General features: G+C 57.0%; 17 protein-coding genes. 14 read left to right on the plus strand and 3 right to left on the minus strand.

Annotation, left to right across the window (positions count from 1 at the left end):
• Positions 1 to 67: 67 nt before the first annotated feature.
• The 5 genes from DHN12_RS14655 (at position 68) to DHN12_RS14675 (ending at position 5,874) form a co-directional block, all read left to right on the plus strand.
• Complete coding sequence (locus DHN12_RS14655; protein ID WP_058275410.1) at positions 68 to 940, plus strand: LysR family transcriptional regulator; 873 nt, start codon at positions 68 to 70, stop codon at positions 938 to 940.
• Between the two features lie 256 nt (positions 941 to 1,196).
• On the plus strand, positions 1,197 to 2,147 hold the full coding sequence (locus tag DHN12_RS14660; RefSeq protein WP_108861037.1) for a glycine betaine ABC transporter substrate-binding protein: 951 nt from the start codon (positions 1,197 to 1,199) through the stop codon (positions 2,145 to 2,147).
• A 78-nt stretch (positions 2,148 to 2,225) separates the two neighbouring features.
• Positions 2,226 to 3,263, plus strand: coding sequence for a glycine betaine/L-proline ABC transporter ATP-binding protein (locus tag DHN12_RS14665; protein ID WP_058275713.1), 1,038 nt, complete (start codon positions 2,226 to 2,228; stop codon positions 3,261 to 3,263).
• Complete coding sequence (locus DHN12_RS14670) at positions 3,256 to 4,845, plus strand: proline/glycine betaine ABC transporter permease (RefSeq protein WP_108860885.1); 1,590 nt, start codon at positions 3,256 to 3,258, stop codon at positions 4,843 to 4,845. The genes DHN12_RS14665 and DHN12_RS14670 overlap by 8 nt, the downstream gene beginning before the upstream one ends.
• 54 nt (positions 4,846 to 4,899) lie before the next feature.
• Positions 4,900 to 5,874: an arginase family protein gene (locus DHN12_RS14675; RefSeq protein ID WP_108860886.1), complete on the plus strand. Its 975-nt coding sequence runs from the start codon at positions 4,900 to 4,902 to the stop codon at positions 5,872 to 5,874.
• Here the strand turns inward: DHN12_RS14675 and DHN12_RS14680 are convergent.
• A complete protein-coding gene (locus DHN12_RS14680; protein ID WP_108860887.1) occupies positions 5,871 to 6,839 on the minus strand; it encodes an agmatinase in 969 nt (322 codons plus the stop codon). The two genes, DHN12_RS14675 and DHN12_RS14680, sit on opposite strands and share 4 nt — an antisense overlap.
• A gap of 72 nt (positions 6,840 to 6,911) precedes the next feature.
• Complete coding sequence (locus tag DHN12_RS14685; protein ID WP_108860888.1) at positions 6,912 to 8,432, minus strand: trimethylamine methyltransferase family protein; 1,521 nt, start codon at positions 8,430 to 8,432, stop codon at positions 6,912 to 6,914.
• Positions 8,433 to 8,617: 185 nt separating this feature from the next.
• On the opposite strand from DHN12_RS14685, the gene DHN12_RS14690 reads away from it, so the two are divergent.
• Both DHN12_RS14690 and DHN12_RS14695 read left to right on the plus strand, forming a co-directional pair.
• On the plus strand, positions 8,618 to 11,053 hold the full coding sequence (locus tag DHN12_RS14690; protein WP_108860889.1) for an FAD-dependent oxidoreductase: 2,436 nt from the start codon (positions 8,618 to 8,620) through the stop codon (positions 11,051 to 11,053).
• Between the two features lie 89 nt (positions 11,054 to 11,142).
• Positions 11,143 to 12,114, plus strand: a complete 972-nt coding sequence (locus tag DHN12_RS14695; RefSeq protein WP_108860890.1) for a LysR family transcriptional regulator — start codon at positions 11,143 to 11,145, stop codon at positions 12,112 to 12,114.
• Here the strand turns inward: DHN12_RS14695 and DHN12_RS14700 are convergent.
• Positions 12,111 to 13,136: a LacI family DNA-binding transcriptional regulator gene (locus DHN12_RS14700; protein ID WP_108860891.1), complete on the minus strand. Its 1,026-nt coding sequence runs from the start codon at positions 13,134 to 13,136 to the stop codon at positions 12,111 to 12,113. The two genes, DHN12_RS14695 and DHN12_RS14700, sit on opposite strands and share 4 nt — an antisense overlap.
• Positions 13,137 to 13,275: 139 nt before the next feature.
• On the opposite strand from DHN12_RS14700, the gene DHN12_RS14705 reads away from it, so the two are divergent.
• The 7 genes from DHN12_RS14705 to DHN12_RS14735 all read left to right on the plus strand — a co-directional run bounded on the left by DHN12_RS14705 (position 13,276) and on the right by DHN12_RS14735 (position 19,646).
• Positions 13,276 to 13,461: a hypothetical protein gene (locus DHN12_RS14705; RefSeq protein ID WP_108860892.1), complete on the plus strand. Its 186-nt coding sequence runs from the start codon at positions 13,276 to 13,278 to the stop codon at positions 13,459 to 13,461.
• 24 nt (positions 13,462 to 13,485) lie between these two features.
• Positions 13,486 to 14,631, plus strand: a complete 1,146-nt coding sequence (locus tag DHN12_RS14710; RefSeq protein WP_058275419.1) for a TRAP transporter substrate-binding protein — start codon at positions 13,486 to 13,488, stop codon at positions 14,629 to 14,631.
• Positions 14,632 to 14,742: 111 nt separating this feature from the next.
• Positions 14,743 to 15,255, plus strand: a complete 513-nt coding sequence (locus tag DHN12_RS14715) for a TRAP transporter small permease (RefSeq protein WP_058275420.1) — start codon at positions 14,743 to 14,745, stop codon at positions 15,253 to 15,255.
• Between the two features lie 11 nt (positions 15,256 to 15,266).
• Complete coding sequence (locus DHN12_RS14720) at positions 15,267 to 16,595, plus strand: TRAP transporter large permease (RefSeq protein WP_108860893.1); 1,329 nt, start codon at positions 15,267 to 15,269, stop codon at positions 16,593 to 16,595.
• A 12-nt stretch (positions 16,596 to 16,607) separates the two neighbouring features.
• The gene (hisD, locus tag DHN12_RS14725) at positions 16,608 to 17,915 is read left to right on the plus strand and encodes a histidinol dehydrogenase (RefSeq protein ID WP_108860894.1); all 1,308 of its coding nucleotides are present in this window, start codon (positions 16,608 to 16,610) and stop codon (positions 17,913 to 17,915) included.
• Entirely contained in the window at positions 17,908 to 18,669 is a 762-nt protein-coding gene (locus tag DHN12_RS14730) for an SDR family NAD(P)-dependent oxidoreductase (protein WP_108860895.1), read from the plus strand. The genes hisD and DHN12_RS14730 overlap by 8 nt, the downstream gene beginning before the upstream one ends.
• A complete protein-coding gene (locus DHN12_RS14735) occupies positions 18,666 to 19,646 on the plus strand; it encodes a zinc-binding dehydrogenase (protein ID WP_108860896.1) in 981 nt (326 codons plus the stop codon). The genes DHN12_RS14730 and DHN12_RS14735 overlap by 4 nt, the downstream gene beginning before the upstream one ends.
• Positions 19,647 to 19,666 lie beyond the last annotated feature (20 nt).

Raw genomic sequence — 19,666 nt, forward strand, 5'->3', positions numbered from 1 at the left:
GAATGGCTTTTTGAGTAGATATCAGTCAAACTCAAATAAATTGAGCAAACTTCAAAAAAGGTGAAGCTTGGCGATCAAGATCGAGACCTTAAGGTGTTTTTGCACCGTCGCTCAAACTGGCAACCTGATCGAGGCGGCCGACCGATTGGGCCGAACCCAGTCGGCGGTCTCGATGACCCTCAAGCAGTTTGAGGATCATCTGGGCAAAAAGCTCTTTGAAGGAGAGCGCAAAAACCAGCTGTCCCCGTTGGGGTTACAGGTTTTCGAAGTGGCATTGAAACAAGTCCGCCAATTCGATCAGGCCGTCTTGGATATCATGGCCGCAGCAAAAGCAGAGCACGGGTTGCTGCGCATCGCGTCCGTACCATCGGTTGCGGCGCTGATTTTTCCTAAGGTTCTGGCCTATGTCACAGAACGCTTTCCCGGAGTAAAAGTCGAATTGCGCGACACAGATACTCAGCAGGTATTGGACGCACTGGTTGAGGGTAAAGCGGATATTGGCATCGCCTCAGGTCAGCACGCGCTGAACGGAGTTCGGTCGCTTCCGTTGTTCGAAGACAGGTTTGGGCTGGTATGCGCCTCTGATCACCGTTTGATACGACAGCCAAATACGCCAACAATTGACGAAGTCCTGACACTTCCGTTTATACGAAACGCGCTGTGCGATCTGATTCAATCGCCCAAGTTCCGGGCATCCGAAGCGCAGGCGGATGTTACTGTTCACAACACCCATTCCCTTATCACAATGGTCAAGACCGGGGATTGGGTAACGGTGTTGCCGCAATCGGTCGCCAGTTTCATGCCCGAGGCGACGGCGTTTCGCGAAATTGCAGATTTGCCCGATCAGCGCCAGGTCTGCCTCTATGTCAGTGAACATGCGCGGTTCAAGCATCTGACCGAAGAGGCGGTCGCTTACATTCTGGAACTGGGCGCTGCCTGATGGCAGAGTACGAGTTCACGGCCAATATTCGACAATGCCGAAACATTACTATGATAATATCGAATTTGAGTGCTTCTTGGACGTAACGCTTGATGGGTGACGCGTCACCATGTTTCAATTTTTCTTGCCGGGTCGGCGCATCGTGCGGCTGACCCAAAAATGGGAAAGCATCGGCTTTCCGACTTTGTTTGCAAGGTGCACCACGGCCCTCGGGCATAGAAAAACAGCGCCGCAGACGCCCAACATGGAGACACAAATGAAAAAACTAGCCACGTTACTGGGAGGCGTATCCGCTGTGGTCGCTGGACCCGCCCTTGCTGCTGATATCGTGATAGGCGTGCCGAACTGGCCTTCGGTAAATGCGACGGCACATATTTTGAAGGTCGCGATCGAACAGAACCTCGGCCTTGAGGTTGAGCTTCAGAATGGCACCAACCCGATTGTGTTCGAGGCGATGGACTCTGGCGCCATGCATGTACACCCCGAAGTTTGGATGCCCAACCAGCAAAACCTGCATGATACCTACGTAAAAGATAAGGGCACGGTTACGTTCAACGCGAATGGCGTTGAAGCCTTTCAGGGTATGTGCGTCGACAAGGCAACCGCCGAAGCACATGGCATTACGTCCATTGAAGATCTGACAAACCCCGACAATGCTGCGCTGTTTGACAGCAACGGAGACGGGCAGGGTGAGCTTTGGATCGGTGCGCCAGGATGGGCGTCGACCAATGTCGAAAAAATTCGGGCCAAATCGTATGGTTATGACCAGGTTTTTGAACTGACAGAAATCGATGAGACAGTGGCTTACGCGAATCTCGACAATGCAATCAAGGCAGGCGAGCCGTGGGTTGGGTTCTGCTACACGCCGCACTACGTGTTCGCCCTGCATGACATGCAGATCTTGGAAGAACCGGCATATGACGCGGCCAAGTGGAACGTGCTGCAGCCCACAGACGACCCGGATTGGCTGGAAAAATCCGAGGCCGGTGTTGCCTGGGATCTTGCCTACCTGCATTTGCACTTCGCAAAGTCGCTTGAGGAAGAATACCCGGAAGTGGCGACCATGCTGTCCAACATGAAACTGGATACGGACACGGTTTCGGCGATGACCTTTGCGTTGGTGATCGAAGGCCAAGAGCCTTTGGCTTATGCCGAGGAGTGGGTCGGTGCGAACGAAGATGCCGTTCTGGGTTGGATGTCAAATTGATTGACGCCCACCGGAATTGAAACTCTGGCAGGCCGTCGGGACAGCCCCGGCGGCCTGTTTTGCACTAAAGGGACAAAAATGACCGAAACAGTCGTTAAACTGACGGATGTCTGGAAAATCTTTGGCGCAAAAGCCGAAGAAGCCATGGAAGCCGTCCGGAATGAAGGAATCGGAAAGCCTGAAGTTCTGGAAAGATTCAATTGTGTCGTTGGCGTGCAAGGCGCGTCCTTCGAAGTGCCAAGGGGCGAGATTTTCTGCATCATGGGCCTGTCAGGCTCTGGCAAATCTACGTTGGTACGTCACGTTAATCGCCTGATCGAACCGACCGCTGGAAAAATCGAAATTCTGGGGCAGGATGTCTCCAAGATTTCCGAGGCCGAGCTGCGTCGCATTCGAGCCATGCAAATCGGGATGGTGTTTCAGCACATGGCACTGATGCCACACCGATCGGTTCGCGATAATGTCGCCTACCCGCTGGAAATCCGCAAAGTGTCCAAGTCGAAACGCTGGGCTGTCTCGGATCACGCATTAGGGCTGGTAGACCTGACAGGCTACGAGGATCGCCTGCCCAAGGAATTGTCGGGTGGGATGCAGCAACGTGTGGGGATCGCCCGTGCGCTGGCCTCGGACCCCGAGATTCTGCTGATGGATGAGCCGTTTTCAGCCCTTGATCCGCTGATCCGCCTGCAATTGCAGGACCAGTTCAAGGCACTGGTGGCACAATTGAAAAAGACGACACTGTTCATCACGCACGATCTGGACGAGGCCATTCGCATAGGTCACCGCATCGCGATTATGAAAGACGGTGTCATTGTGCAGATCGGTACGCCGGAAGATATCGTCATGAACCCTGCAGACGACTATGTGCGAGAGTTTGTGCAGGGCATTTCCAAGCTGAAACTGGTCAAGGCGCATTCAATCATGGAGCCGATCGAAAGTTACTCTGGCCCGACCGATGGCGCGCCGCGCGCGGATGAAGGGGCTGATCTGGATCAGTTGATTGACCTTGCCGTCAATACGGACTTGCCTGTCATCATCACCGATGCTGGCGCTGATGTAGGCGTGGTCACAAAACCGCGGTTGCTGCGCGGAATTCAGGGGGGCAAAAATGACTGATGCAACCACGGAAGTAAAAGTCACGGCCGCCTCGGATATCGAAGTCGACCGCGAGGCGCTGGACCGCTCGATCCACGAATTTACCGGGCCAAACGGCGACTACTACGTCAACGCGTTTCACAAAATCCATGACGCGACCAGCGGTATTCCCAATACCTTCAACATCTGGGCGGCTGTTTTGGGACCATTCTGGTCTGCGTCCCGCGCGATCTGGGGGATGTTCTGGACCTTCCTGATCCTGGAAATCATCGCCTGGGTTCAGATCGGCCGCGGTGCCTGGGGCAACCCCGGCGCTGATCTGGCCGAACGGGCTGAACGTCAGCAGACCCGCGCGAACGAGCTATTGGAACGTGCGACTGCGGCCACCGAAAAGGCGGACATCGACCGGTTCAACAAGTTGGCAGCGAATATCCAGAAGGCCGCAGATGCCAGTTTTGAGAAAGCGGCGTCGGCCCAGTCTGAGGCGTTTGGCATCATGGTTACAGGCCTGTTGATGTTGTTGGTTTTCAAGCTTGCGCAAGGTTTTTATGCGGACCGTGTGTACGAAAAGCAGTACTCGAATTGGCGGACAGATCCTGCCAGCACCGAAAGCGGCCGCTCGACCCGCAACACTGTTCTGGGTGCTGTTTTGGTGGCCGCAATTGGCCCACTGATCGTGTACAAATTCACCGTAAACGCCTCACTCCCATTGTTGGATGCATTCCCCGAGCAGGAAGTCTCCGCGATGATATTGGGCGATGGCAACGGAACGTTGTTCTCAAACCTGGCAAGCTGGATGGAGGCGCAAATAGATGCAGCCGCCGCTGCCGGCGGGGATGTATTCGACGGCATCGTGGCGGGTGTGCGATCTGTTCTGGATGCGTTGACGGTGGCATTGATCGGTTCCCCGTGGCCGGTTGTGATGTTGGTGATCTGTGTGACCGCGTGGCGCGCGGCAGGGCCAAGGGTGGCAATCTTCACCGCGTCTTCGTTGGCCTATATCGCGCTTCTGGGGTATTGGGATGTGGCGATGGAAACCGTGGCCTTGGTGGGCGCGGCGGTGCTGTTATGCGTGGTTTTTGGCATACCGCTGGGCATCTGGTTCGGCAAATCCAAGCGCGCCTACCGGGCGGCCGAGCCGGTGTTGGACCTGATGCAGACATTGCCGGCGTTTGTCTACTTGATCCCAATCATCGCCTTCTTTGGCACCGGTAACCCGCCGGGCATTCTGGCGACGATCATCTTTGGCATGCCGCCGGTCATTCGTCTGACCGCGCTGGGGATGCGCGGGGTTCCGGAAAGCATCAAAGAGGCTGCCGTGGCCTTTGGCGCATCGAAATGGCAGTTGCTCAAGGATGTTGAGATCCCGCTTGCTCTGCCATCGATCATGACCGGCGTGAACCAGACCATCCTGATGTGCTTGTCGATGGTGGTGATCATCTCGCTGATCGGCGGTGGAGGTCTGGGCAAGGAAATCCTTGAGGCGCTGCAATACGCTGCCAAAGGTCCGGGTCTGCTGGGTGGGTTCGCCATCCTGTTCCTGGCCATGGTCATGGACCGTATCGTTCAAGGTGCCTTCCGCCGAGAAGACGAAAAACTCTGAACGCAAACGCCCCCGGATCACATCGGGGGCGTTTTTCTTTGACCGGAGACGCAGATGACCGACCGTTACGAACAGTCTATGATGGATAATCTATATTGGTGGGGGATACCGACCTTATTTCGGTGCCCCAATCAGGGTCCCGAAGGGCAGGACATCGCTTTGGTCGGCGTACCGCATTCGGCGGGCAACGGCACAACCGAGCGGGATCAGCATTTGGGCCCGCGTGCTTTGCGGCATGTCTCGGCCGTACAGCGGCGGGTACATTCGGTGTTTGAAATTGATCCGTGGAATTGTGCGAAGATTGCAGATGTAGGCGACGTGCCATTTCCGCGGGCAAACGATAACGAAGACTGCATCGAACGGATTACGGCTTTTTACAAAGACATCGATGCAGCCGGTGCTCGCCCGGTGTCGATTGGCGGCGACCACTCCATCACTGGCGGGATCGTGCAAGCGCTGGGTCGCGGTAAACTGGCGGGTGGAGAGCCTGTCAGCTTTCTGCATCTGGACGCGCACACGGACGTGTTCACCAAGGTCGATCATTTCCTAGGGGCCGAGAAGTCGGCGGCTCATTGGGGCGCGTATCTGGCGGATCAGGGGCAGGTCGACCCCACGCGATCCATGCAAATCGGACTTAGGGGCCATCCGCGAAGCTTGGACTGGCTGCAGCCGTCCTACGACTATGGCTACAACATCGTCACCATGCGTGAATTTCGCCAGCGCAGGCTGGAAGACGTCGTGGCTCAGACCAAAGAAGTTCTGGGGGACCGCCCGGTCTATATCACGTTCGATCTGGATTGCCTTGATCCCACTGTCGCGCCTGCCGTGTCCAATCTGGAACCGGGCGAGAAGGGTTTCGATATTGACGAGGCTATCGGCATTCTGCGTGCCGCGCGCGGGTTGAACATTGTGGGCGGAGACGTCGTCTGCATGATGCCAACCAAGGACAGCCCGAACAACATCACCGCGCTAACGGCAGCTGCGGTGATGTTCGAAATGATCTCGATGATCGCCGAAAACGCCAGCTAGCGCCGTGCGTCCACAGCCTGCGCCAAAACGCAGAGCAGTTCGAACATCAGCGAAATGCCCAGCCACGCGGTGCCTCCGTTCGGATCGAATGGGGGCGATACTTCGACCAGATCAGCGCCAATCAGGTTCACACCAGACATCCGGCGGATGACCTGCTGCGCCTGAAAACTGTTTGGTCCGCCGATCTCGGGCGTTCCGGTGCCAGGGGCGTAGGTTGGGTCAACAAAATCAATGTCATAGGTGCAATACGTTGGTGCTTGCCCAACGATGCCGCGCACCTCGGCCATGACGTCGTCGATGCCCCGATCAAACAGTTCCTCGATACGGATGATGCGAATACCCTGTGCCTCGCCCCATTCGATGTCTTCGGTGTTGTACGCAGTGCCCCGGATGCCAACCTGAACAAAGCGTTTGGGGTCGACCAGCCCTTCTTCTACCGCGCGCCGAAACGGAGTGCCGTGGGTGAACTTATGGCCGCCAAAATAGCTGTCGAACAGGTCCGTGTGACTGTCGAACTGGATCAGGCCGACGGGGCCTGCGGCTGCAAGCGCGCGCAAAACGGGCAGGGTGGTCAGGTGGTCCCCGCCAGCGGTGAGCGGAACAATGCCTTTTGCCTGTAGGGTTGAGTAGAAATCCGTAACCCGGTTCAGAGTATCTTCGATATCAACCGGATTGGGCGCTACGTCGCCAAGATCGGCGCAATTGACCATTGAGAACGGCGCGACGCCTGTGACCGGGTTCATCGCGCGGATCATCGTGGAATAGTCCCGCAATTGTCGCGGGCCATGCCGCGCACCGGGACGATTGGTGGTTCCGCCATCCCACGGGATGCCGACCAGACCCAATTCAACTTCGGATATGCGTTCGTGTTCTAAGCCCAAACTGGGCAGACGCATGAACGAAGGGATGCCGGCAAATCGGGCTAGCTCCATCGCCGATATCGGCTGAAAAAATGAATCGGTCATGACCGGTATCCTTTGGTAATTTCCCGGCTGACCCTAGCGGGTCAATGCAGTGCTGGGAATGCTCAGTAGACTTCAGTCCAGAATGCGGAATCGTTTGCGAATTTCAGCATCCTGTTCGGCGCTCAGGTATTGCGGGTGGTGACTGGCCAGAACTTCTTTGGCGTGATGCCGGGCAGACGACCATGCATCCTTGGCGCCATCGTTTTGCCAAGTGCGGGGCTCCTGACGGTCGGCGAGTTCAGGGTAAAAGTAATCTCGCTCCATGGCGGCATAGGTCTGTTCGCTGCCCAGAAAATGTCCGTCACCCAAGACCGAATGGCAGATGGCGTCAAAGCCCAGGTTTTCCTCGGTCACCTCAATCCCACGCAGCGCGCGATAAGTGTGTGAGTGCATTTCGTTGTCCAGCACAAACCCCTCGAAGCTTGCCCCTAACAAGGATGCGGTCATGCCCGAGCTTTCATAGATCAGGTTCCCTCCAGCCAGTGCTGCGGCAAGCGATGTCATGCCTTTTTCAACGCCGTACTGCGCGTCGATAGCCTTTGCGTCGGTCATGGACGCGGCTACGCCCGAGGGCAGACCTAACCAGTTCGTGAGCTGCGCCGAGGCCGCGTTCAAAACGGCCGTCTCTCCGCTGCCGCCGGCAAAAGACCCGGTCCTGAGGTCTACGATGAAAGGCCAATTGGAAAACACCATCGGAAATCCGGGTCTGATCGCGTAGACCATGACAAGGCTCGCCAATGTCTCGGCCAGAGATTGCGCCAAAAACCCAGCCAAAGTTGCCGGGGCCGTGGCGCCGGCCTGCGCGGCTGTGATGCACGACATGGGGATGTTGTGGGCGACGCATTCATAGACGACATCAACCGCATCTTCCCCATACCGCAGTGGCGAAATCACTGGGCTGATATGAGCTTTCAGAAAGGGACGTTTGGCGAATTCACCCGGCCCTCCGGCGACGATATCCAGTATCTCGACAATGGGGCCGACATGTTCGGCCAGGGTAAATGATGTTGCCACTGGTTTGGTCGTATTGCGCACCAGCGCATAGGCGGTGTTGACGTCCAGATCGAATACGTCAGGTACATCTGTGGCCACGCAGCATCGGGTGAACCAGCTGACATTGGCCAGCGTGTCCTGCAATCGCGTGAAGTCGTGCAAATCCGCCAAGGTAGAGGGGCGATAAAGGCCGCTATCGATGTCCAGCGTTTGAACGGCGGCGCCACCCGTGCCGAAATACACGCGGTCGCCGCCAACCTCGATCGAGCGGTTTTCGTCCCGGCCATGGAGCACGAAACTCTTGGGGGCTGTATCGATTGCGCGCTGAACCATTTCACGCGGGAACAGCAACCGGTCTTGCTGACCCGCCTGCGCACCTGCGGCTTTGAGGTCTGCCGCTAATTTGTCTGGCACGTTTCCCATGCCCAAACGTTCCAACAGCTGCAGTGCTGTATCGTATATCTGTTCGATCTCGCGTTGGCTCAGAGGTTTATAAGCGCCGCCCTTCTGGCCGGGTGGGCAGGGGTCTACGACCGGTTTGGCTGCTCGCTGGGCATGCCGCGCTTTTCGGCCGCTGCGTTTAGAACCCTCTGATGACATCCGGTCCAATTCCTTTTTACCACTTTCCTGCACCGTAAGGGGCGGAACATCCCAGCATCAAAGGCGAATTGCCTTTTTCAGAATCCGAAATCGTAGTTTCGATTTTCCTGCACCCGCATTTGCGCAGTTGTCGCCTAAGCCTTTTCTTCCGCAAAACTTGGACGAAATCTTACGGAGCAAAGCCAATGAAGTCGCGTACCAAAGTCGTTGTGATAGGTGGCGGCATCGCCGGATGTTCGACCCTCTATCATTTGACGCAAGAGGGGTGGATCGACGTGGTGCTGGTCGAACGGAACGAATTGACCTCGGGCACGACATGGCATTCGGCCGCGCAGGTGACGAACTTTGGCATGAACCAGACGATGGTGGGCCTAAAAACGCACTCGATCCAATTGTACAAGGAGTTAGCCGACGATCCGGATTATCCGATCAACTACCACCACGGGGATGGGGGGATACGCCTCGCCAACACCGAAGGCCAGATGCAGGGCTATCGCCACTTTGCATCCATGGCGCGGGGTATGGATGTGCACTTCGAGGTGATTGACGCGGACGAATGCGCCCGCCGCCACCCTCTGATTTCAACCGACAACCTGATCGGCGGGCTGTGGGACCCCTTGGACGGCGATATTGACCCCGCTCAGTTGTGTCAGGCATTGGCGCGCCGGGCGCGCAAGGCAGGGGCAGAGGTTTATCGGAATACACCAGTGACTGGTCTGGTGCAGCACGCCGACGACACCTGGACTGTGCAGACCGAGCATGGTGACATCGATTGCGACATCGTGGTCAACGCCTGCGGATATCGCGTCAACGAAGTCGGCGCAATGATGGGCGTTCATCATCCTGTTTCGTCGATGGAGCACCAGTACTTCCTGACCGAAGAGATACAAGCGATACGCGACGCGGGTCACCGGATGCCGCTGCTGCGTTGTCCGATCAGCGACTATTATTGCCGGCAGGAAAAAAACGGCCTGTTGCTCGGGTTTTACGAACAGGACTGCAAGAGCTGGGGTATGGACGGGATTGATCCGAACTTTGTGAACGCCCTTTGCCCCGACGATCTGGATCGCGTGACGGACGTGTTGGAGGGCGCATTCGCGCGGATGCCAGCGCTGATGGAGGTTGGTATTCACACGGTGGTCAATGGGCCGATTACTTATACGATCGACGGGGCTCCGCTGGTGGGTCCAATCCCTGGCAAACGCAACGCCTTTTGTATCATTGGCCTGCGCGCAGGTCTGGGCGAAGGGGGCGGGCATGGGTGGCTGCTGGCCCAGCAGATCGTGCATGGTGAGGCTTGTTACGATACGTGGTGCCTCGACCCCCGGCGGTTCACTGGCCATGCAAATGTCGAATTGACCGCGCTCAAGGCCATCGAAGATTATCAAAACGAATTCCGGTTCCACTTTCCGCATGAACATCGCCCAGCAGGGCGTCCCGCCAAGACCACACCTCTGACACCGGTGCTGGCGGCGGAAGGGGCCGAGTTCACCGTGGTCAATGGGTGGGAGAGGGTGGATTATTTCAAACCCTCGCCGGAGTTCACGCCGACGCATAGTTTCGGTTTTGACGAAACATTTGACGTGGTAGCCGCTGAGGTTCGGAATGTGCAATCGGGTGTTGGACTGGCCGAGGTGAACGGGTTCAATCGGATCGAAATCACTGGAAACGACCGGCATGCTTTTCTGGACCGGATGTTCTGCGGGCTTGTGACCCGGCGCGAGGGGCGTGTTGGGCTAGGATACCTGCTGAACCATCGTGGTATGATCAAAGCAGAGGCTACTGTCGCCAATCTACCGGCCAGCGACCGGGGGGAGGCGCGCGTCTGGTATGGCTCAGCCGCAGCAAGCGAATTTCATGACATGGATTGGCTACGCCAGCACATGCGAAGCGATGAAGACGTTCATTTGCGCAGTTTGACAAATGATCAAACCATATTGGTGCTCGCTGGCCCGAAGGCGCGAGACGTCTTATCGGCCTGCGCCCGAGGGGATTGGTCGGCTGAGGCTTTCCCATGGCTCAGTGTGCGCGAGTGCTTTGTTGGCATCGCCCCGGCTACGGTCATGAACCTTAGCTTTTCCGGTGAATTGGCTTATGAGATACACGTGCCCAACGCCTCGCTCTACGCGGCCTATCTGGCGTTACGGCAAGCAGGTGAGGCGCAAGGGTTGAAACTGTTCGGAGCGCGGGCTGTTGAATCGATGCGGATGGAGAAGAGCTTTCTTCATTGGAAAGCAGACCTGATCACTGAGTTCGATCCGTTTGAAACCGGATTGGACAGGTTCGTCCGATTGAATAAGGGTGATTTTGTCGGGCGCGACGCGTTGATGAAACGGCAATCGGAAGGTCCTCGCAAAAAGCTTGCCGCACTTCGGGTCTCCTCGACCCTGGGTCCTGCACATCCCGGAGCGTCCTTGATGCAGGGGGATCAGGTGGTAGGCACCGTCACGTCAGGCGAATGGGGGCACCGCACCGGGCTGAACCTAGCGCATGCATTTGTCGACCCCGTCTACACGGATATAGGCTCCGAAATGGAATTGGACAGCTGCGGGCAGAGGGTGCACGCAACGGTCATTCCGCCATGCCCATATGACCCGGGCTTTGACCGGATGAAGGCGTAAGCCTGAACCCAAAGTCAAATTCAGCATTGCCGTGCGGTCAAATCTTTGCTTGGCTAGTTTCGAGCAAATCGAAACAATGATTGGCACCCATGTCCAAATCGCTGAGCCTGAGATGGTTGGAAATCTTCCAATTGATCGCCAAATCCGGATCGATCCAACAGGTCGCGTCCGAAACGGGTCTGTCGATCAGCACAGTCTCGAACCACCTGCGCAGCTTGGAAAACACGCTTGGTATCGAGCTGGTCGATCATGGGCGCAGACCCATGGGCCTGACGCCCGCGGGCGAGGTCTTTGCGCGGTACGTCCGCGACGGTTTGACTGTTCTAAAACGCGGCGAGGCCGAAATCCGAACGGGCAATTGGCAACATGCGACCGACTTGCGATTGGCGCTTATTGACGATTTCGACAACCAGATCGCGCCTGATATGGTCCGGTTTCTGGCGCAGGCATTGCCACGCTGCAATTTTCGTCACTATACGCGTCCCAGCCACGAAATCCTCTCCAAGCTACAGGAACACAAACTGGATGTGGGCGTTGCCACCCGACCACCGGGACGAACCGAAGGGTTGATCGAGTACCCATTGATGCGCGACCCGTTTTTGGTCGTGCTTCCCAACAGTTTTGAAGGGGCGCCCGAAGAGTTGTTTCACCCGGACGCGGATCTACCCCTGTTGCGATATTCTCGGGACTACGTGATCGGGAAGCAAATCGAGATCCAGCTGGCGCGTAGCAAGTTCAGCTTGCCGAACAGGTTCGAACTGGAATGCAACCAGTCGATCATCGGTTTGGTAGCCCAGGGTAGCGGTTGGGCGATCACAACGGCCGCCTGTTTTCATCGGACTCAGCGGTTCCATAACAGCGTCAAAGCAATGCCGTTTCCCGGCAGAAATTTCGTGCGAACCGTGTCGCTGTTCACGACCGAAGTGTATCCCGTGACGACCTCGGAATTGATCCAGAAAGTTATGGTGAAACTGATCCGGCAACATTTTACGCGCCCAATGTGCGCCAAGCATCCTTGGTTGAAAGACGATTTCCGCACGATGGAGGGGGAGGCGGCTTAGCCCGACGCGGGCTTACCAAGCGACGGTCGATTTACAATTCTCGTCGCCAGTTGTTCGCCAGTCCCTGCGGTTTGGTTTTCGACCATCTCAATCAATTGCAGGGCTGCTTTATGCCCCATTTCACGGTGGGGGACATGCACTGTGGTCAGAGCCGGGGAGACGATCCGGGCCAGTTCGATATCATCGAAGCCCGTGATCGAAACATCGCCGGGTACATCGAGCCCCATTTTTTGCGCCTGTCGCAAAGCACCAACGGCTAACACGTCATTACCACACAGGATTGCTGTCGGCGGCGTGGCGGCGTTCATCAGGTCGTTAAAGGCTTTGGCGCCGTTTTCGATTTCATACGACGTTTCGATAACGGTCAGATTGTTGGCCTCAAGCCCACGATCAGCGACTGCTTCTCGGATGCCCTGAACCCTGAGACGGGCGCGGTCATTTCCGTCAACGCGAGCCGAGATCACGCCGATCCGCGTGTGCCCCAACCCAATAACGTGACTGGCGAGGTCGAACATCGCCGCGCGATTGTCAAAGCCGACCGAAGGCAGTTTGGAGTCCGGCAGATAAGACCAGGCGACCAAAGCAGGAATATTGCGCTGGTCCAGAAAGTCATAGATCTCGGGATCGCGGTCATGCCCGATTAGCAGCAACCCGTCAGCACCACGCGCAATCAAGGTCCGGATTTGTTCTTCTTCGATTTCCGGTTTGTAGGCCGAACTTGAAACCAAAAGCGTATAGCCGCGCTGATGCAGTTCCTCCTGAAATGCCTGAAGGCCCCGCGCAAAAATCGCGTTTTCCATGGTTGGAATGATCGCGCCGACGGTGAACGACCGCTTGGCCGCCATTACACGGGCTGCAAAGTTTGGCGTGTACCCAAGCGCATCAACCGCGGACTGCACGCGTTCACGGGTAGCTTTGACCACCCGGTCCGGACTGTTGAGGCAGCGCGACACAGTGGCCGTCGAAACACCTGCCATTTTTGCCACATCATCCAGTGTCGGCGCCGACCGGGATTTCGCCATTTCCAAACTCGCAATTTGCTTTTGCTGATAACTCTAAACTCAACTGCGGTGAGAGGGAAGCAATTATGTAAGCGCTTGCATTTTGCATGCAAGCGCTTACAAATGACGTTGGGCCGAATCTGAAAAGGGAGTCCAAGAGATGTTTCTGGCTGCGTCCGCACTCGTGTTTGCCGTCTATTTTGCGAACGTGGCGTTGGGGGCTTTTGCAAACAGCGCCTTTCTTGGTGACGTCGGAGAGATGTTGGTTCTGTTCGCGGCGTCGATCCTGTTCGTTGTCGCAATTCTAAAAAGGGAAGCTGTCCGCGACGCAAAAAAGGATGGCTGAATTTTTTGCTTGGGAGGGCACTAAATGAAAAACGACAGAAATGAACTGGCGTCCGTCGAACGCCGTAATTTCCTGAAGCTCAGCGCCAGTGGGTCATTCACTGCAGCGCTGGTCGCAGGTGCAGGCGGCGTCCTTTGGTCGTCCGAGGCCGTGGCGCAGACAGCCAAAGAAGAAAGTGAGCGTGAAAAGGCCGCCGATCATGTCATGACGGTCGCGACCGCATATGTACTGGGCGCGTCACGTAGCTATCCGATCATGCAGCTTGATCTGAAAGAAAACATCCAGAACGCGACGAACGGCAAGGTGTACGTCAAACTTGCGCCGGGTGGTCAGCTGGGTGCCGGTGGTGCATTGGTGCAGAAAGTGCAGGGCGGAACCATTCAGGCGGCGCAGCATTCGCTGTCCAACTTCGCCCCGTTCGCGTCGACAGTAGACCTTATCAATATGCCGTACCTGTGCGGCTCGAACCAGCGGTTCACCAACCTTGTGCATTCCGACACATGGCAGAACGAAGTACACCCGAAAGTCGAAGCAGCCGGCTTCAAGGCCCTGTTCTATGTGGTGATCGACCCGCGCGTCGTTGCCGTGCGTCAGGGTGGTAATGCCATCATCACGCCGGGTGACATGAGCGGCGTGAAGTTCCGCGTGCCCGGCTCGAAAATGCTGCAGCAGTACTACCGCATGGTCGGCGCGAACCCGACACCTGTTGCCTGGGGTGAGACCCCATCGGCGATCAAACAGGGTGTTGCGGATGCGCTCGATCCGTCGGTCGGAGCGCTGTATGTGTTTGGCTTCAAGGACATCCTCAGCCACGTGACCTTTACGCAGGCCGTTCCGGACAGCCAGGTTTATTCGTGTAACCTCGAATGGTTCAATTCGATGCCGCCGGACGTTCAGGAAGGCATCATGTGGGGTTCGGAAATGACCAGCCATCAGAACCTTTCCAAAGTTCCCTCGGCCCGTGCCTTTGCCATGGCCGAACTGAACAAGGCCGGAGTGGAATTCCATTCGCTCAACGCGGATCAACTGGCTGAATGGGAAAGTGTCGGCGGCTACCAAAACGCCGATTGGGATCCGTTCAAGACAGAGTTGGCCGGGTCGATGGACGCATTTGAGAAACTTGTCGAGGCGGCCGGGACGCAAGGCAAGTACTACGTCCACGACGCATGACCTAAACCGGCGGGCGTCTTTTAGACGTCCGCAATCACTCAACAGCAGTCAGGCCTGAAAGGGCCCGAAACAGAAGGCCGCGCCTGACTGTTCTGTCGCCGAGGGAACACGATGACCTTACTCCGAAATATTGATCGCAACGCCGAGCGCTGGCTGCTGCTGGTGTTCTACGTGATGCTGGTCATCACCATGGCCATCGAGGTTCTGCGGCGCGAGATATTCGCTTATTCCTCGATCTGGGGAGAAGAAATCGTCCGGTATTCCTTCATCTATTTGGCCTGGATCGGTGCCGCGGCAGCGGTCAAGGAACGGGCGCATATCCGGATTGATGTCGTCATGCATTACCTTGGGCCGCGTCCCAAGGCCCTGCTGTACATCTTTGGCGATCTTGTGATGTTCGCCGTCGCTGTGATCGCGCTTTACTGGTCATATGAGGCGGTTCACGTCTCAGCCAAGTTCGGGTCAGTGACTGATGGCCTCCGGGTGTCCAAAGTCTGGTTCCTGATGGCGGTGCCGACCGGCTTTGCGCTGATGATCTGGCGCCTGATCCAATCGTTTATGCGTGACATCAAATCCCTTCGCGACGGCACGCCCGTCTTCGAAGGTGACAAGCTGTTTGACTGAGGGGATCTGAGATGCTCTGGAACACCCTCAATCAAACCGTAGAACTGGGCTGGGATTTCTACCTGCCCGTCATTCTGTTCGTTGTGCTGATCGCCATGGCTGTTCCGGTGTGGGCAGCGATTGGTTCTGCTGCCATCGTCATGTTGGTCATGTCGGGCGATCTACCGCTTAGCCTTGTGGGCGAGAGCCTTTTTACTGGAATCGACGCTTTTGCTCTGACAGCCGTGCCGCTGTTTATCCTGACAGGTGACGTGCTGGTCCGTACTGGTTTGTCACGTAAATTCCTGGATGTGGCTGAGGCGCTGACTTGCTTCGCCAAGGGCGGGTTTGGCTCGGCCACCGTTCTGGTTTGCGGCATGTTCGCCGCCATTTCGGGTTCGGATGCAGCAGGTGCGGCCGCTGTCGGTCGCATGACCATCAACCGTTTGGTCGAAAGCGGGTATCCGCGTCCCTACGCCTGCGCCTTGGTCGCGGCCGGGGCCTGTACCGGCATCCTGATCCCACCCTCGATTGCCTACATCATCATCGGTCTGGTGTTGGGGATTTCTGCGTCGACCCTGTTTCTGGCCGCCCTGATTCCTGGTCTGGCCATTCTGGTTTCGATCTTGATCACCAACATCATCATGAACCGTCTTTACGCCTATGAGGGTGGCGGCATGATGACGATGGGCGAGTGGCTGGCCAATTTGGGCAAGGCCCTGAAATCCGGCTGGTACGCCTTTATTGTGCCCGGGATTATCTTCTATGGCATCTTTTCGGGTCGCCTGACCCCGACCGAGGCGGGTGCCACCGCCGTGGTTGTCACCATCATCATGGGTTTCATCATGCGCACCCTGACACTGGCCGACTTTCCGTCGATGTTGGTCAGCTCAGCCAAGGTGAACGGGGTGATCCTGCCGATCATTGCCTTTTCGGCCCCCTTGGCCGAGGCGCTGGCGATCATGGGCGTGCCTCAGGGGTTCGTCGCCTCGATCACTTCGCTGACCGACGATCCGTACCTGCTGATCCTGCTGATGATCGGTATCCTGATTGCTGCGGGCTGCGTTATGGAAACGACCCCCAACATCGTGATCCTCGCCCCGATCCTTAAACCGTTGGCCGATAACATCGGGATGAACGAAATCCAGTTCTGCATTATGATGATCACCGCGCTGGGCGTCGGGTTTATCACGCCGCCCCTTGGCCTGAACCTGTTCGTCGTATCTGGCATTACGGGTGAGTCCATTCTGAAGATTGCGGCTCGTGCTATTCCATTCGTATTAACAATGCTGATCGTAGTTCTTCTGATTGCTTACGTTCCGGCGGTTTCGACCACTTTGCTTCCTGAAATCTACCAATAGGACCTACTGAATATGCCTCGCGACTATCTGAAAAAGGCGACCCTGACGGCTCAATCTCATGCCACGGAAGTGCATGATACAGTGAAGACAATCCTTGCCGACATTGAGGCTGGCGGGGATGCCAAAGCGCTGGAATACGCAGTCAAGTTCGACAAGTTTGACGGCAACGTGTTGATGACCGCCGATGAGATCGAGGCCGCCTGCGCGCTTGTTCCCGAAAGGCTCAAGGCCGATATTCGGTTTGCTCACGACAACGTTCGCCGGTTTGCTGAAACGCAGAAATCCACAGTGTCTGACGTTGAGATCGAAATTGTCCCGGGCTTCGTCGCTGGCCAAAAGGCCATCCCTGTGGACGCGGCTGGCTGCTATGTGCCCGGCGGACGCTATAGCCATATTGCCAGCGCGATCATGACGGTCACTACGGCAAAGGTTGCCGGGTGCCGCCACATCACAGCCTGTTCGCCGCCACGTTCGAGTGAAGGCGTGGCGCCTGCGATTGTCTATGCAGCGCATATTTGCGGTGCAGACAGCATTCTGGCCATGGGCGGCGTTCAGGGCGTGGCCGCCATGACCTATGGTTTGTTCGGCCTGCCGAGCGCAAATATTCTTGTGGGCCCAGGCAATCAGTTTGTGGCCGAGGCCAAGCGCATTCTTTATGGCAAGGTTGGCATCGACATGATTGCCGGGCCGACCGACAGCCTGATCCTTGCGGACGGTTCTGCAGATGCGCATGTGGTGGCCACCGATTTGGTGAGTCAGGCGGAACACGGCTATAACTCTCCGGTTTGGTTGGTGACGGATGACCGGGGCCTTGCGCAAAAAGTCATGGAGCTGGTGCCAGCGCTGATCGAGGATCTGCCTGAACTCAACCGGGAAAACGCCTTTGCTGCGTGGCGTGATTATGCCGAAGTTATCGTCTGTTCAGATCGTGAAGAAATGGCGGCCTGTTCGGACGATTATGCGCCCGAACACCTGACCGTTCAGGCCGAGGACCTGGATTGGTGGCTGGGTCGGCTGACCTGCTATGGATCGCTGTTTCTGGGTGAAGAAACCACAGTGTCCTACGGTGACAAGGCGACCGGTACGAACCACGTTCTGCCGACATCCGGCGCGGCCAGCTATACCGGCGGCTTGAGCGTTCACAAGTACATGAAGATCGTCACATGGCAGCGCGCTACACGCGAAGGCTCGAAATCCATTGCCGAGGCGACCGCTCGTATTTCCCGGCTGGAAGGCATGGAAGGGCATGCGCGGGCTGCAGACGTGCGCCTTGCCAAATATTTCCCTGACGAACAGTTTAACCTGACCGCCGATGAATGATCCGCGCGCGTTGTTCGATCTGACCGGGCGTGTTGCTTGCGTGACTGGCGCAAGCTCGGGCCTTGGGCGTCGAGCAGCGCTTGTGTTGGCCTCAGCGGGGGCGTGCGTCGTTGGTGTCGCCCGTCGACCGGAAGCACTGGTAGATTTGCAAGCTGAAGGGGGCGACAGCGTGGCCACAGTTGTTGCCGACGTGGCCGATCGGTCGCGCATGGCATCGCTCACCGAAGAGGTCTCAGCCAGTTTTGGCGCGCCGGACATCATTGTACATGCGGCGGGCATCAACACGCGCGAAGTGGCCGATGACGTGACCGCCGAAGGCTGGGACAAGACGCTTGAGCTGAACCTGAGCGCCCCGTTCTTCCTAAGCCAGGCATTGGTGCCTGCGATGAAAGCTCGGGGGTGGGGGCGGATCGTGAATTTCGCCTCGCTTCAGACCACGCGCGCTTTCCCGGGCGGTATTGCTTATGGAGCCAGCAAGGCCGGGGTTGGGCAACTGACGCGGGCCATGGCCGAGGCTTGGTCCGCTGACGGCATCACTGCAAACGCCATCGGGCCGGGGTTTTTCCCGACCGAGCTAACGCAGGCCGTTTTCGATGACCCCGACCGGGCAAATCGTAACGCGGCGCAAACCTGCATGAACCGGAACGGGCAGATGGAGGATATCGATGGGCCGATCCTGTTCCTGTGCTCACGGGCGTCCGACTACGTCACAGGGCAAGTTTTGATGGTCGACGGAGGGTTTACAGCGAAATGAAAGCGCTTGTTTATCAGGGTGTTGAGCATTTGACCTATGAGGACGTATCAGATGCTGCGCCCGACATAGGTGAGCAATTGATCCGGGTCGAGGCCGTCGGGATTTGCGGCTCGGATATGCACGCCTATTTGGGTCACGACGCGCGCCGACCTGCACCGCTTATTCTGGGTCACGAGGCCGCAGGGACGATTGTTGGAGGTCCACGCGACGGTACGCGCGTAACGATCAATCCTTTGGTCAACTGTGGTGTCTGCCCGGCGTGTGAGGCAGGTCGGGAAAACCTGTGCCCCAGCCGGCAGATCATCTCGATGCCACCGCGTGAAGGGGCTTTTGCCCAATATGTCGCAATGCCGGATGCAAATCTGGTTAAGGTGCCGGACCACGTATCATTTCAGCAGGCCGCTTTGGCTGAGCCATTGGCGGTTAGTTGGCATGCGGTTCGTTTGGGCCTTGAGGCGCTGCATCAGGGAATGGCGCGTGATACGTTGGTGATTGGCGGCGGCGCGATTGGTGTGGCGGCAGCTTTGGCACTGGCAGCAGCCGGCGTTGACGATATTGTCATCATCGAACCGAATGATATGCGGCGCGCCTATTTACAGAGTTTGGGCTCTTTCAATGTGGTTGAAGCCACGGATGATACGTTCTCACTGGTTGTTGACGCAGTGGGGTATTCTGCGACCCGTGCAGCCGCTTCCCATCACGTTCAGCCGGGCGGCGTTATCGTGCATGTTGGGTTGGGTGAGGATGCTGGCGGTTTGGATATACGTCGTATGACCTTGCAGGAGATCACGTTTATCGGCACCTATACTTATACTGCCGAGGATTTCAGAAAAACCGTGCAGGCGATTTTCGATGGCCGTTTGGGCCCGTTGAACTGGATAGAGGAACGGGCCTTGTCTGAAGCTGCCGACGCCTTTCGCGATTTGCGGAAAGGTGCTGTGGCCGCACCTAAGATCATCCTCGCACCCTGGGTCTAGTCCAGGCAGAAACGGAGGTA

This window comes from Ruegeria sp. Alg231-54 (assembly GCF_900143525.1).
GTDB lineage: Bacteria > Pseudomonadota > Alphaproteobacteria > Rhodobacterales > Rhodobacteraceae > Ruegeria.